Here is a 13,845-nt window from a genome sequence, read left to right as displayed (position 1 = left end):
CTCGCCTGCGTGGATGCAAGACCTGAATGGGGAAGATGGTGCAACCGAATCGGACAATTCACAGATTGAAAAACTGAATCGGAACTTGGGTCAATACTACGACCTGCAATCCAAACAATTTACTGCCGATAGCACCGTTCGAGACACCCATGTCGGTTACTGGTTTGAATTGACCGAACACCCTGAAATTGATCAACACGAGGGCAGCGATAAAGAATTTCTGATTACAGGCAAAAACTTCTATAACCAAAATAACTTGCCTAAAGACCTCAATCAGCAGATTGATCAACTATTGGCACAAAGCAACTGGCAGCCAACCCAAACCAACAATGAAGAGCGCCAAGCCAATCAACTGACGCTACAACGCCGCAGTATTAAAACCGTACCCGAATTTAATCCCTTACAACACCGTCCAGTCGCTTCGCCACAACGAGCCAAAGTGGTTGGGCCAAGTGGTGAAGAAATCCATGTGGATGAATGGGGACGGATTAAAGTCCGCTTCCTGTTTACCCGCAATGAAGACCACAGCCATGATGGTGGTGCAGGTGCCAATGACAACGACACCGATTCAGCTTGGGTTGATGTACTCACGCCTTGGGCTGGTGAAGGCTATGGGGCACGCTTCTTACCGCGCATAGATGAAATCGTGGTGATTGACTTCTTTGATGGCAATATTGATCGTCCATTTGTCGTAGGTCGAATTCATGAAGGCCATCGCAGTCCAACCAAGTTTGACAACGCAGGCAAGCTGCCAGACACCAAGAAACTGGCAGGGATCAAATCTAAAGAGTACCAAGGTGAAGGCTTTAACCAACTGCGCTTTGATGACACCACAGGTCAGATCAGTGCCCAGTTGCAAAGTAGCCATGCGGCCAGTCAACTGAACCTTGGGAAACTCAGCCACCCTAAAGACAAAGCCGAAAGTGAAGACCGCGGTGAAGGTTTTGAGCTACGTACCGACCAATGGGGTGCAGTCCGTGCAGGCGAGGGTTTGCTGCTTTCCACACATAAACAGGATCAAGCCAAAGGTGAGCATCTCGATGCACAAGTTGCTAAACAGCAGCTTGAGGGCAATCAAAACAATGCCAAGGCCTTAAGTGAAGTAGCCAAGAACCAACAGACTGATGAGATTGAATCACTGGAACAATTGAAAGCTTTTGCTGAAGAAATTGAGTCTGATATAGCCAAGTTTAATAAAGCGATGTTGTTATTTAGTTCACCTGCAGGTATTGGGCTGAGCAGCAATGAAGATATTCATCTCTCTGCCGATGGCCAGATCAATCAGTTTGCTGGTGACAGTATTAATCTAAGCACACAAAAAAATTTAGTAGCACATGTCAGTGGTAAAGCCAGTCTTTTTGCTGCACAAGGTGGTATCAAACAAGTTGCGGCCAAAGGCAAGTTTGAGATGCTGGCTCAGGCCGAAGGGATGGACTTTCTTGCCAAGCAAGGTATTAAAATTATTTCGACCGAAGATCGGATTGAGATTATCAGTCCAAAAGAGATCGTTTTTAAAGGGGATACATCTGAACTCAAGCTGAATGGTTCGGGGATTTTCCCAACCACAGGTGGCAAGTTTGAGGTGAAAGCAGGGCAGCATTTGTTTATGGGTGGGGCGTCCGTAAATGTACCTGCAATTGATTTACCAGATTGTTCTGCGAAGCAGACACAGGCAGCTCAAAATGGTTCTGCAAAGGTAGACTTATCATGAGTTTATCGGTTTTTATAGCTGTTCAAAATGATCCTGAACAGAATCATCGTGCTCAGTTAGAACAGCAGTGTTTAAAACTTTTAGCTCAATATGGACATCTTATCTTTTTATTGGATAGCACCTTAAATCCTTCAATTTTTGATGATGTGGTCAATGCCTTAGCGAAAAAGAACATTGCTTATATTCCCTTAGCAATCAAAAAGGATATGGAAACATCTAATCTTTTTTTGATACGTATTGATGATCAAAAGGTATTTGAGCAAGTAAAAGATGATGTGTTGCTAAACTTATTGCGCAATAAAGATATGACCAATGACTGTTACTTTGTACATGGCTTTGGTGCATCAAAAACAGAATCTCTTGAGGAGTTAAGAGATCAGATAAGAAATAAGTTGGTTGTGTTTGATCAGGGACGGAAAATTTTATTCCGTTGGTATGATCCACGAGTATTGATCTACTTAAATGATATTTTAGAAGAAAAAAATTTATTGAGTTTATTGGATAGCTTTGCAGTATGGCATTTTTTACATCCTACTGGCTTCTATAGCATCGAATCTCAGGAAGAACGCGCTCAAATCAAAACATTAGCTCTCCGTTCTCTGGATCAATCTCAATCGGTCGCATTAGATCTGGTTGAAATAGCAAATAGTGTATTCCAACAGCTGAATGATTTTAAAGACGTCGATGTTTCAAAATTACGCCCCGTAGAGATTCATAAAACGTTACTACAGGCATACAAAGTTTATGGACTAGAAAATAATTTAGATCTCGTCACTTATGGTTTGTATGGGCAAATTATTCATAAGGATTTTATGACTCATCCTTTGGTCACGGATATTCTTTATGAACATTGTGTGCAGGGCGAGCTCTCATTTTCAGAGGCGATGGACTATCTGAAATCTGATGCTTATTTAGTTATTCAAAAAGATTTAAATGTATAAGGTGTGATATGACAACAAATCAGCAAGCAAATCTTAAAGCACCCAATGCGACCAACTCAAAATTCAATGAGATAATTCAACAGCAAAAACAAAAGCAAGCTCAAATTCCTAAGCTCGGACAAACTCAGCCTGTTGGTGATATGCGTATACCTACAGTTGCTAAAGACGTAAATAAAAAAATAGAACAAAGTGAAATTGCCAAGTCTGCTAAGCAGTCTACTGCTGCAAATGTACAGAACAATAGTGCAGGGCAAGCACAAAAGGAATGTTCTAACTTTTGTCGTAAAATGGGTTTTAATATTTTACCTTTACGTTATACGGTGGTCAGTGGCAATGCACCTGCTTTGCCTGCAACTTTAGGAAAAAATGTAAAAGAGATCCAGTTAAACCATTTTAAATATGCCGTTGAAATGATTGATACTGGATATATATACCGTTTAGTAAAACGGGCATCTGGAGCTTTGGAGTGGGCAGGTTATTTAGTTACCCCGAAAGGACATTTATCGTATTTCCCTGTAGGTAAAGAAGCCCCAAAAAGCGTGCCTGAATTTGCTTGTAAAGGTGCTGGACACAACTTTAATTCTTCTGTCATTGCGGTAGAAAGCAATCCTAAAGATGAAGCCAAAATTGCGTATATCATTCATACGCATGTGCCTATGAGTAAGGCAAAGCTGAGTGAATATGAAAAAAATGCAGAGAAGTTCGTAACAGAAGGGAAATGGCAGAAAGTTTTAATCAGTGCTGGAAGTACACAAGAGCATTGTATTGCAGCTGGCCAGTTTAAAACTACGGTTTATAATATAAAGAGTTTTGGTGAAAACCGTATTAATGCAACGCTGAATAAATTTAAAAATGAACCAAACTCACTTGCTTGCATGGCATTGTATGATCCAGTTGGTATTACGAGAAAGTTAAATTCATTGCGTAATTCTGAATTTAAAAATGTGATGGAGTATCTGGCAAAGAAAGACGGTTTGTTCTCTAATGAACATAAATTACATAGCTCTCAATGCATTGATAGTATAAAGGTTTGTTTAGAGAATAGATTGCTGAATGAAAAAGTTCAATTAACAAACCAAGTCAATAAAAGCGTGGTGTTAATGAGCTTATGGGATGAGCTCCCAAAAAACTTAACAGATTCTGATGATATTAATTATGAACTAGAAAAAATATACAAGAGAAAGTCAAAAGAAGAACAAGAAAGATTATTGCGTGAAGCTCAAAAGAAGCAGGACCCAACTAAAGGTATCTTTAATCAAGACATGGGAACCTTAAGTAAAGATCAAGGTCAGAAAATCTGGAATGAGAAATATAAAATAAATCTAGATGTGGATGCAAAATCAAAATTTGATACGACTGTAAATGAGTTAATCGAGAAAGGGTTGAAAGGAGCAAGAGCCGTTGCAGATGATCATATTAAATGGTTGTTGTCTAAAGCTGTGATCAATGCGCTGCACGCATATGATGACAAAGTGCAAGTTCCTTATGGAAATATTTTCTATGTTCATGCCATGGATATGATCAATGGAATGAGTGGAGTACCAAGTGGGCAAGCATTACTTGAAACTTGGTTAGGAGTAGAAAAAATTGCGAAAGAAAATATTTATATGCGCGCAATTTGTTATAACCAAGAAAGTTTGAAAAATAAATACAATACAGCTGCACCTAGCATTATCGATATATCTTGGGATGACGGACAAAATGCGACCAAAACTGTAATTGCTGCATTTGTTGCTGCGGATAAGGCTTGGCAAGAATGGGCAGCAGATAAAACCAATAACGGTTATATGTTACATGGGCAAAAGTTTAGCTTATTAAAAACGTTCTACTGGATGTCTGAACTGACTCAAAGTGCAGTGAAATGGAGTATGAAATATACGCCAGGCTCAGAATTTGCAAAAAAACTTGGACGCTTAACGTTTTATACCTTTGCTCATAGTGGGGCATTGGTTGAGCATGTTGCAAAGAACTCGCTGTACTATCTTATTCCAGTTCAGACTTTAACGGGTCGGATTAAACTGACACCTGAAATGGTACAGAACAACTGGAAAAAGTATTCTTCAGCCGCGACCAACCCAAGTAAAGCTGCAAAACAAATTGATCGGATTATTGCAAATAGTTCACCAAGTGCAGGTTTGCGTGTATCTGGTGTGGTTGCAATATTTGAGTTAATTAACTTTGGAACACAGGTTTCTAAATTTAATAATGATCCATCGGTAGATAATGCACTGTCGTATATGTCGGGTATGATGGCGACAACCGCTGCTATTTTGGAAGTGGGTAGCAGTTCGATGGAGAAGTTTTCATTTGCAGAACGTGCCGCTTATATTGCTAAGTGTGGTGCATATTTTGCGATTGCAGGGGCAACAATTTCATTGATTATCGATATAAAGAATTTTGGAAAGTCAATAAAAGAAGGTAATCCTTATAGTTTTGCTCTGAATTTAGTAAAAGGAGCAGTTTCATTTGCTACTTTAGTGGTGGGTTTTAGTGCATTTTTGAATTTGCCTGTCATGAGAAATACAGCCTTACATTATACGATTGAGCGTTATGCACTTGGGCGTGCAATATTAGGTATACGAGCATTACAAGCAGGTGCAATGTTAAGTGTGGTGGGGATTGCGCTTGTTGTCCTGGAAATTTATTTAAAAAACTATGTCTTGGATAATGCGATGCAAGACTGGTGTCAGAAATGTGCATTTCGATTAAAAACGAGTGCTGAAAGTCCTTTTAAAGATATTAAAGAAGAAGAAAAAGAGTTTAATAGTGCGGTGGTGAGTGTCTAAATGAAACATTTAAAGTTAAATCTAAAACTGGTAGAAGGCCCAATCCATTCTTTAGAAAAAGCCAAATCCAAAATACCCGTAAATCAAAATGTGGGAGGAATCGCAACTGGCACCGCTTTTGCCGGTGTACTGGCTGAAAGTAGTTCATTACTTACCAGTGCTCCTATTTTGGTGATGGCAGGTAAAGCTAAAGATGGCATCACGTTTACTGGGGAAATAGAAGGACATTCTTTACTAGGGCAATTTACAACGGCTCGTTTTAAAGAAAATGATCAACTGATTGCTGTAATTAATGAAAAACCCGTAGATGGACGTTATCAGGTCTATGCCATTCTTGATCCTAAATCAGGCTTATTGTATATGATCTATGAAATGGGTCGTTCAGTAAAAAAAGGCTATAAAGCGATTATTATGCAAACCTATTATTTTACGCTTATTTGCTGGGGAGGAATGACAATAGTACTTTTACTTTTTTATATCTTTGATTTTAACTATTCATGGGATTTATTTTTAAAATTAATGCTTTGGGATTTTTTTGGGTTGTTTCTTGTGATTGCAGTTATGGGATTTGTTAATTACTTTGGTTATAGAAAATCCTATGAGAATTTTGGAACATTGTCAGAGCAGATATTTGAAAAACTAGGTTTTGATGATCCTAAAGAGCAGGATTTTTACAATGATTATTTAATTAATGATGGAATCAACATTAGTGTTATGGATTATAGAAAAAATTTAAAAGGTCAAGATCCTTATCCAGAAGATTATTTTGATAAGAAAAAAGTTAATGAATGATGACTGGCCTACAATTAAACCTAAAACTGGTAGAAGGCCCGATCCATTCTTTAGAAAAAGCCAAATCCAAAATACCCGTAAATCAAAATGTAGGTGGAATTGCCGCTGGTACTGCTTTTGCTGGTGTGCTGGCTGAAAGTAGTTCCTTACTTACCAGTGCTCCTATTTTGGTGATGGCAGGTAAAGCTAAAGATAGCATCACGTTTACAGGGGAAATAGATGGACATTCTTTACTGGGGCAATTTACGACGGCTCGTTTTAACGAAAATGATCAACTGATAGCTATAATTAATGACAAGCCTGTGGATGGACGTTATCAGGTCTATGCCATTATTGATCCTAAATCTGGTTTGCTTTATATGATCTATGAAATGGGTCGTTCAGTAAAGAAGGGCTATAAAGCGATTATTATGCAAACCTATTATTTCACTTTAATTACATGGGGAGTAATAGCAATTTTAATGCTACTGTTTTATATATTTAAGTTTTCTTATTCTTGGGATTCTTTTTTACGTCTAATTATATGGACATTTTGGGGGATTTTTGGAGTGGGTGCCTTAATGGGATTTGTAAACTATTTTGGCTATAAGAAGTCATATGAAAATTTTGGAACATTATCAGAGCATATATTTGAAAAATTAGGTTTTGAACACCCCAAAGAGCAGGATTTTTATAATGAGTTTTTAACAGATGACGGTGTTCAGATTAGTGTAATGAAATATCGTAATAAGTTAAAAGGTCAAGACCCTTATCCAGAGGATTATTTTGATAAGAAAAAAAGTTAGTGAGTGATGACTGGTCTACAATTAAATCTAAAACTGGTAGAAGGCCCAATCCATTCTTTAGAAAAAGCCAAATCCAAAATACCCGTAAATCAAAATGTGGGAGGAATCGCAACTGGTACTGCTTTTGCTGGTGTACTGGCTGAAAGTAGTTCCTTACTTACCAGTGCTCCTATCCTAGTGATGGCAGGTAAAGCTAAAGATGGCATCACGTTTACTGGGAAAATAGAAGGACATTCTTTACTAGGGCAATTTACGACGGCTCGTTTTAACGAAAATGATGAGCTTATTGCTGTAATTAATGATAAGCCTGTAGATAGGCGTTATCAAGTCTATGCCATTCTGGATCCTAAATCTGGTTTGCTCTATATGATTTATGAAATGGGCCGTTCAGTAAAAATGGGTTATAAAGCCATTATTATGCAGACTTACTATTTTACATTGTTGTCATGGGGTTTTCTCTTTATTTTTATTTTATTCTATTTTATTTTTAATTTTTCCTACTCTATGAACACCATTTTATACTTTCTAAAGATTGTGGGAATTTCTTTATTTGTTTCTGTAGCAATTTCTGGTTTTGTTAACTATTTTGGCTATAGAAAATCCTATGAAAATTTCGGAGCATTATCGGAGCAAATATTTAAAAAAACTAGGTTTTGAATATCCAAAAGAACAGGATTTTTATAATGAATTTTTAACGGATGAAGGTGTGCAGATTAGTGTAATGAAATATCGTAATAAGTTAAAAGGTCAAGATCCTTATCCAGAAGATTATTTTGATAAAAAATGATAAAAATCGAAGATCGTGTAAGGAATCTCTAAATTGAAGATTCCAAAATTCACTCTTTAAAAAATATAGAGAAGCAAGTTGTTGTTTTGGCAATGCTAGGTACTTTAGCAAGTAGTAGTGCATTGATGAAAAATGCTCCAATTATGCTTGTGGCTGCAAGAGGAGAAGTTGATGAATGAATGTTTACTTTCTTGATATATTGCTCATATCTGCATGGATTTAAAGAGGAAGAAGGCTATGCTTAAGGATTTGGTTAAGGACTAAAAGGTATTTAGTCATGATTTTTTAATTAAGGTTTTTTAAATGTATTTAAAGTTATCTGAATTTGATTATAATTATTTTGTGAAAAAACACTTTGTACTCAATTTTGCTCTAGGTGTCCTTGCTCTTTTTGGATTTAGTACGATTTTTAGTTTAAGTACATGCTTTATAAAAATTTTATTTATTCTTTCTTATATACTTTATTTCTATTTTTGTATTTTTCTTTATATACGGGCTAGGGTTAAACCTGATGCTCTTTTATATGCACAGCATCGTTTTAGGAGTGGCTATTTGACGTCGTTTTCTTTCCTGCTGATCGCTCTGTCAATTTCACTAAATGTTGCTGAAATATATTTTTGGAGTTATATCGTCATTTATATCTTATTTCATATTCTTATTCGATTTGAAATGAAAACTATTCAAAATAATAATAAAAATCTACATGATCTTACTCGGGATTTTAATCAAAAAGAAGGCGGGCTGTATGATTTTATATTTTCTTTGACTCGGTATGAGTGTAAGATAAATGGGTGGATAATATTTTTTGGTTTTATTTTAGTTCAAGTGGTTTTGGTTGCTGTTCTGAAAGGAATATTTAAAATTACAGCTCCTTATGAACTCTATATTATTCCAGGTGTTTTTTTCTTTATCTCAGGTTTTGCTTTATATAATATGGGGTTAAAATGTATTTACCTTATATTATTCTGCAAGAAGAAGTACAGTAGAACCCTTATTTAAAATTTAAACCTAAGAAAAAAAGCCACTAAACAATTAGTGGCTTCCTTCGAAAAATAAATCAGCTTATTTAATTTTCTTAAAAATAAAGTCATTAATCTTATGACCCGATTCCAGACCACGACGCTCGAATTTAGTCACTGGACGCCATTCTGGGCGAGGGTAGCTATTGCCTTTACCTGCCAAGTTTTCCATATCAGGACGGTTATCTAGGATATCAAGCATCCACTCTGCATACGGTTCCCAATCTGTCGCGGCATGAAAAGTACCACCCAACTCAAGCTTTTGTTCAACCAGTTGCATACGCTCATGAATCACAAAGCGACGTTTAAAGTGACGCTTCTTCTGCCACGGATCTGGGAAATAAAGCTGTACACAGTTAATGCTGTTATCTGGCATTTCACGTAATACTTGAATCGCATCCGCATCCAGTACAAACAGGTTCTTTAAGCCCGCCATACCCGCTTCATAGACGCACTGTGCAATACCAGGCACATGCACTTCGATTCCGACAAAGTTACGTTCAGGATTGGCTTTTGCCATTAATACCAAAGAGCGACCCATACCAAAACCAATTTCAACGGTCAACGGACGTTCAGGATGTTCAAAGTGTTGACGTAAATCACCAACAGGGTATTCCAAAATTAAATCACGATAATCTTCTAAAGCAGTACGTTGTGAAGTATTGAGCGGAGCTGAACGACGCATAAACGTCACAATTTCACGGTGCTCAGGCAAATTGTCGAGTTCCGTAATTTGCGTTTCTAACTGATCGTTTGACATGATTCTGGAGATATAAATATAGAAATGCCGTATTTTAAGTGTTCAGGTGGTCAAGTCAAACTTTAAGTGATTTTATTTAGCCAGTCATTTCTGAAATTGATTAAAATTTGTCAAAAAATCTTCATGTAGCTGTCACAGAAATTGCATAGCCTAATTACAATTTTAACACTAAGTAAAAAATGATGAACAATTTTAAATACCATTCGATCGCCATTTGTTTAGGCCTGTTAGGTGCATCTTCAATCTTTTCCACTGCACATGCACAATTGATGTTTAGCCAATATGTCGATGGCAGCAGCAATAAAAAAGGACTGGAAATTTATAACCCCGATGCGACAGCGGTAAACTTAGCCGATTATGAAATCCAGCAGTTCAATAATGGCGGTACAGTTAAAACCGTAGCTTTCCCACTACAGGGCACTTTGGCCAGTAAACAAAAATTCTTGATTGGTCGTTCTGAATTACAGACGCAATTGGGAGGTAAGGTGAATCAGGTGGCGGGCCTGTCCTTTAATGGTGACGATGCCATTGTCTTGCTCTATCGTGGTACGCCTGTAGATCGTTTTGGTCGTATTGGTGAACGCCCAACGAATGGTTGGGGCACCACAGTGCTGAGTATGGGCAATAGCTTTAAGCGCATTCAAACTGACAATCCTGTCGTCAGTGTTGATCCAACCAGCCCATTTGATTTAGATCAATCTTGGCAGGCATGGACAGATCGGAATGACTTTTCGAATTTAACTGGCTCAACCACCACACCACCGATTACAGATGCAGTCAGTTGTAATAGTAGTGACACGCCGATTGCCAGCCTAGCGCAATCGACACAGAATCAAAACTATACCATTCGTGGTGTGATCACGGCAGACTATCGCTATAGCAATGGTTTCTCTGGTTTTTATGTACAAACCCCTGACAGTAAAGCCACCGCAAATGTCAGTAATGCCATCTTTGTCTATATTCCTGCCAGCAGTGCAGTAAAAGGCGGGCAGGTTGGCGATGAAGTAATTCTGCGTGGTCGTTTAACCAGTTATCAGAACCAACTGCAAATTGATCAGTTACAGCAAGATGTTCAAAGCTGTAACCAGAATATGGCATCGCTGATTCAACCACTGGATTTGAATTTACCTTTTAGCAGCTTAACCGATGCATCTGGGAACTCTCCAAAACGTTATCAGGGCATGCTGGTAAAATTACCGCAAACGCTGACGGTGAGCGAAAACTATAATTTTGGCCGTTATGGTGAATTGTCACTGAGTTTAGGTCGCTTATTCATTCCAACCAATCTTTATCCAGCATTGTCCAATGAAGCGAAAGCATTGGCACAGCAAAATCTGCTTTCCAAGATTATTTTTGATGATGGCTATAGCAATCAAAACCGTGCACCGTGGTTGCCACAGAACTTTAGCGCCCTTAATACCTTGCGCTCTGGCTACCAGTTAAAGAATGCACAAGGGATTTTGGAATATCGTTTTAATGCTTGGCGTGTACAACCGATTGCAGGGGCGAACTTGCCAGAAATCGTGACCACCACTAATCCACGCGCAACGATTGCAGCGAAACAGAGTAAGCATATTCGTGCTGCAGCATTTAACGTGCTGAACTATGACAACGGTAAAAATGGCTTCCCAACAGAACGTGGTGCCAACAGTCAGGCTGAATTTGATAAACAGCATGCCAAAATCGTGAATGCGTTAAAATCGATTGATGCGGACGTTTATGGCCTAATGGAAATTGCCAACAATGGTTATGGGAGTGATAGTGCGGTTGCCAATCTGACTAAAGCTTTAGGACCAGATTGGAAATATGTGATTCCAGAAGGTCTGAATCAGTTGGGTACTGATGTGATTGCGGTTGCGATTATTTATAACAGCAAGCGTGTTCAGCCGGTCAATAAGGCCGCAGTATTGGACTTGGGGGATAAAAACCGTTCGACGCTTGCGCAATCATTTAAACCAGTACAAGGTGGTCAGATCTTCACGGTCATTCCAAACCATCTTAAATCTAAAGGCTGTAAGGGCGTAGATGCCAACTCTCTCGATGCCGATCAAAGAGATGGTCAAGGCTGTTGGAATCCAACCCGTGTTAAAGCGGTTGAACAACTCACCCAGTGGATTGCCAAGAATCCGACCCAAGTGAAAAATCCGAATATCTTGCTCTTGGGTGATATGAACAGTTATGCCAAAGAAGATCCGATTCTGACCTTTGAGAAAGCCAACTATAAAGTCTTGTTGAATGACAGCAAAGTAGGTGAGGGCAGCAAGGCCTATAGCTATGTCTTTGGTGTATCGAGTGATGCCGATGGTTATGGTGGGGCAGGAAACCTTGATCATGCCATTGCCGATGCCAATCTGTATAAGCGTGTGATTAAAACATTTGCTTGGCATATCAATGCTGATGAGCCAACGGTATTGGACTATAACGAGGAATATAAAACCGATGAGCAAAAAGCACTGTTCTTTGCTGCTGATGCTTATCGTTCTTCAGATCACGATCCTGTAATTGTGGATCTGGACATGAAAAGCTCGGATTCGCAACTAGAACCAAACAATCCGAAGAATATTGTCGTTGAATTTTTAAACTCATTATTTGAATGGTTAGGCAAGATTTTTGGTCGGGCGTAACACGATTTCCGTGACCTTGTTTAATTTGTTTTTTCATAAATTAATCAATCGTCACGGAATATAACTTGCAAGGCAGAAAAAAATTCATTAATAGTAGTGGTGTGGATGTTCTTAGCATGAAAGCTATTATAAATTTTAGTTATTTCTGTTCTTGAGTTTCGTTGGAACGTTCTAGAGCATAAGTCGTTAGATAACAAGGATCAATTATGAAGTTGTATTATTCACCTGGTGCATGCTCATTGGCAGCCCATATTATTTTAAATGAAATTAACGTAGATTTTGATTTAGAACGAGTTGATCTAAAAACACATAAAACCTCTAAAGGTGCAGATTATTACGAGATTAATCCAAAGGGCTATGTGCCTGCTTTGGAAATTAATCCAGGTTTGATTTTAACTGAGAATGTAGCAATTTTACCTTTCTTGGCTCAGCATGATCCAAAACAGGATTTGATTCCGCCTTCAGGTATGGGGCGTGCCAAGGTGCTAGAGTGGTTGGGATATCTCAACTCAGAATTACATGATGCTTATTCAGTCTTCTTTGGTGGTCGATTAACCGACGATGAAAAGACCAAAGCCTATGCCGAAGTTGATCGTTTGCTCAGTTATATCGATAACTACTTAGCTGAATCTGAATATGATTATCTGGTCGATGATAATTTTGGCCCAGCAGATGCTTATTTATTTGTGTTAACCAACTGGTCTAATCATATCGAACATGACTTGACGCCTTATATCAACATTATTGCGTTGCGTAATAAAGTGGCTGAACGTCAGTCTGTGCAAATCGCAATGCGTGATGAAGGCTTATTGAGCTAATTGATGCATTCCAATAAAAAAGCCTCTGTTTACAGAGGCTTTTTTATTTCAGCAATAATCGAAATTATTGTTGAGCTTTTTGTTTTACATCAGCAGCCGTTGATTCAACCGCGCCAGCAACTTTAGCAGTTGCATCACGTGCAGCAGCCTCAGTTTTTGCAGCAGCTTCAGCAGTTGCATTCGCAGTGTGATCAGCAGCAGCATCAATTTGGTTGCTTGCTGTATCTACAGCAGTCGCAACATCACTTGAAGCGGCATCAGCAGCATTGTGAAGATCAGCACCAGCTTGGTTAGCAGCATGCTCTAAATGTTCGCCAGTTGTTGCACCTGTTTCAGGCGCTTTTTCTTTATTACAGCCTACAAGGGCAACAGTCGCAGCGAGACCTAAAGCAACGAGTAATTTATTCATTGTCATATTTCCTTTTCTTTGTGGCATCCAATAGGAATGGATAGCGAAAATATAAACATAAACCACAGGAATAATAAAGTAGAAAAATTGTTGATAACTTGTAAAAACACGCACTTACATCAGATCGTGTAAGTGCGTGCATAGCTATTAGGTGAGCTTAAACACCAGAACGGATCATATAATCAAAGGCAGACAGTGATGCTTTCGCGCCTTCACCGGTCGCAATGATAATCTGCTTGTACGGCACTGTAGTACAGTCACCTGCGGCAAATACCCCTTTGACATTGGTTTCGTTGCGCTCATTAATCACGATCTCACCACGATTACTCAGTTCAACCGCACTGTTCTTCAAGAAGTCAGTGTTTGGCAATAAACCAATTTGTACAAAGATCCCTGCAAGTTCAACAGTATGC

Annotated in this window: 11 protein-coding genes and 1 pseudogene; 9 read left to right on the top strand and 3 right to left on the bottom strand. The window is 38.6% G+C overall.

The window, feature by feature from the left end; translation table 11 throughout:
* The 7 genes and pseudogenes from Aba26S_RS19400 to Aba26S_RS19370 all read left to right on the top strand — a co-directional run.
* On the top strand, window positions 1–1,711 hold a 1,711-nt coding region (locus tag Aba26S_RS19400), incomplete at its 5' end, for a type VI secretion system Vgr family protein (RefSeq protein ID WP_043974456.1).
* Window positions 1,708–2,652, top strand: a complete 945-nt coding sequence (locus Aba26S_RS19395; RefSeq protein ID WP_005242033.1) for a DUF4123 domain-containing protein — start codon at window positions 1,708–1,710, stop codon at window positions 2,650–2,652. The genes Aba26S_RS19400 and Aba26S_RS19395, both read left to right, overlap by 4 nt.
* 8 nt (window positions 2,653–2,660) lie before the next feature.
* Window positions 2,661–5,438, top strand: a complete 2,778-nt coding sequence (locus tag Aba26S_RS19390; RefSeq protein ID WP_043974453.1) for a T6SS effector BTH_I2691 family protein — start codon at window positions 2,661–2,663, stop codon at window positions 5,436–5,438.
* Entirely contained in the window at window positions 5,439–6,230 is a 792-nt protein-coding gene (locus Aba26S_RS19385; RefSeq protein WP_043974451.1) for a putative type VI secretion system effector, read from the top strand. It begins immediately after the preceding gene.
* Window positions 6,230–7,015 (top strand): putative type VI secretion system effector, encoded by a 786-nt coding sequence (locus Aba26S_RS19380; protein WP_081408472.1) that lies wholly within the window; start codon window positions 6,230–6,232, stop codon window positions 7,013–7,015. Before Aba26S_RS19385 ends, Aba26S_RS19380 begins: the two co-directional genes overlap by 1 nt.
* A 6-nt stretch (window positions 7,016–7,021) precedes the next feature.
* Window positions 7,022–7,802, top strand: a pseudogene (locus Aba26S_RS19375) (putative type VI secretion system effector).
* A 303-nt stretch (window positions 7,803–8,105) separates the two neighbouring features.
* Window positions 8,106–8,801, top strand: coding sequence for a hypothetical protein (locus Aba26S_RS19370; RefSeq protein WP_227541437.1), 696 nt, complete (start codon window positions 8,106–8,108; stop codon window positions 8,799–8,801).
* A 63-nt stretch (window positions 8,802–8,864) separates the two neighbouring features.
* Here the strand turns inward: Aba26S_RS19370 and trmB are convergent, their stop codons facing one another.
* A complete protein-coding gene (trmB, locus tag Aba26S_RS19365; protein ID WP_004662584.1) occupies window positions 8,865–9,581 on the bottom strand; it encodes a tRNA (guanosine(46)-N7)-methyltransferase TrmB in 717 nt (238 codons plus the stop codon).
* A 182-nt stretch (window positions 9,582–9,763) separates the two neighbouring features.
* Here trmB and Aba26S_RS19360 point away from each other — a divergent pair, with 182 nt between their 5' ends.
* Both Aba26S_RS19360 and Aba26S_RS19355 read left to right on the top strand, forming a co-directional pair.
* Window positions 9,764–12,205 carry an ExeM/NucH family extracellular endonuclease gene (locus Aba26S_RS19360; RefSeq protein WP_043974442.1) on the top strand — a complete coding sequence of 814 codons (2,442 nt, stop codon included), beginning with the start codon at window positions 9,764–9,766 and terminating at the stop codon, window positions 12,203–12,205.
* 206 nt (window positions 12,206–12,411) lie between these two features.
* Window positions 12,412–13,023, top strand: coding sequence for a glutathione binding-like protein (locus Aba26S_RS19355; protein WP_005242024.1), 612 nt, complete (start codon window positions 12,412–12,414; stop codon window positions 13,021–13,023).
* 64 nt (window positions 13,024–13,087) lie between these two features.
* On the opposite strand, the gene Aba26S_RS19350 is transcribed toward Aba26S_RS19355, so the two are convergent.
* Together Aba26S_RS19350 and Aba26S_RS19345 are read right to left on the bottom strand one after the other, a co-directional pair.
* Complete coding sequence (locus Aba26S_RS19350; RefSeq protein ID WP_005242023.1) at window positions 13,088–13,432, bottom strand: hypothetical protein; 345 nt, start codon at window positions 13,430–13,432, stop codon at window positions 13,088–13,090.
* 157 nt (window positions 13,433–13,589) lie between these two features.
* Window positions 13,590–13,845: FAD-dependent oxidoreductase (locus Aba26S_RS19345; RefSeq protein ID WP_043974438.1), on the bottom strand; the 256-nt coding region annotated here is incomplete at its 5' end.

The sequence above is a fragment of the Acinetobacter sp. NBRC 110496 genome (assembly GCF_000876115.1).
Taxonomy (GTDB): Bacteria; Pseudomonadota; Gammaproteobacteria; order Pseudomonadales; family Moraxellaceae; genus Acinetobacter.
The sequence above is the reverse complement of the archived record's forward strand: the minus strand, read 5'-3'. Positions and strand labels throughout refer to the sequence as shown.

What these genes read in the sequence shown, in the direction of transcription:
- Aba26S_RS19395 (WP_005242033.1), top strand. Translation starts at nt 1,708, where the DNA reads ATGAGTTTATCGGTTTTTATAGCTGTTCAAAATGATCCTGAACAGAAT.
- Aba26S_RS19390 (WP_043974453.1), top strand. Translation starts at nt 2,661, where the DNA reads ATGACAACAAATCAGCAAGCAAATCTTAAAGCACCCAATGCGACCAAC.
- Aba26S_RS19385 (WP_043974451.1), top strand. Translation starts at nt 5,439, where the DNA reads ATGAAACATTTAAAGTTAAATCTAAAACTGGTAGAAGGCCCAATCCAT.
- Aba26S_RS19380 (WP_081408472.1), top strand. Translation starts at nt 6,230, where the DNA reads ATGACTGGCCTACAATTAAACCTAAAACTGGTAGAAGGCCCGATCCAT.
- Aba26S_RS19370 (WP_227541437.1), top strand. Translation starts at nt 8,106, where the DNA reads ATGTATTTAAAGTTATCTGAATTTGATTATAATTATTTTGTGAAAAAA.
- trmB (WP_004662584.1), bottom strand. Translation starts at nt 9,581, where the DNA reads ATGTCAAACGATCAGTTAGAAACGCAAATTACGGAACTCGACAATTTG.
- Aba26S_RS19360 (WP_043974442.1), top strand. Translation starts at nt 9,764, where the DNA reads ATGAACAATTTTAAATACCATTCGATCGCCATTTGTTTAGGCCTGTTA.
- Aba26S_RS19355 (WP_005242024.1), top strand. Translation starts at nt 12,412, where the DNA reads ATGAAGTTGTATTATTCACCTGGTGCATGCTCATTGGCAGCCCATATT.
- Aba26S_RS19350 (WP_005242023.1), bottom strand. Translation starts at nt 13,432, where the DNA reads ATGAATAAATTACTCGTTGCTTTAGGTCTCGCTGCGACTGTTGCCCTT.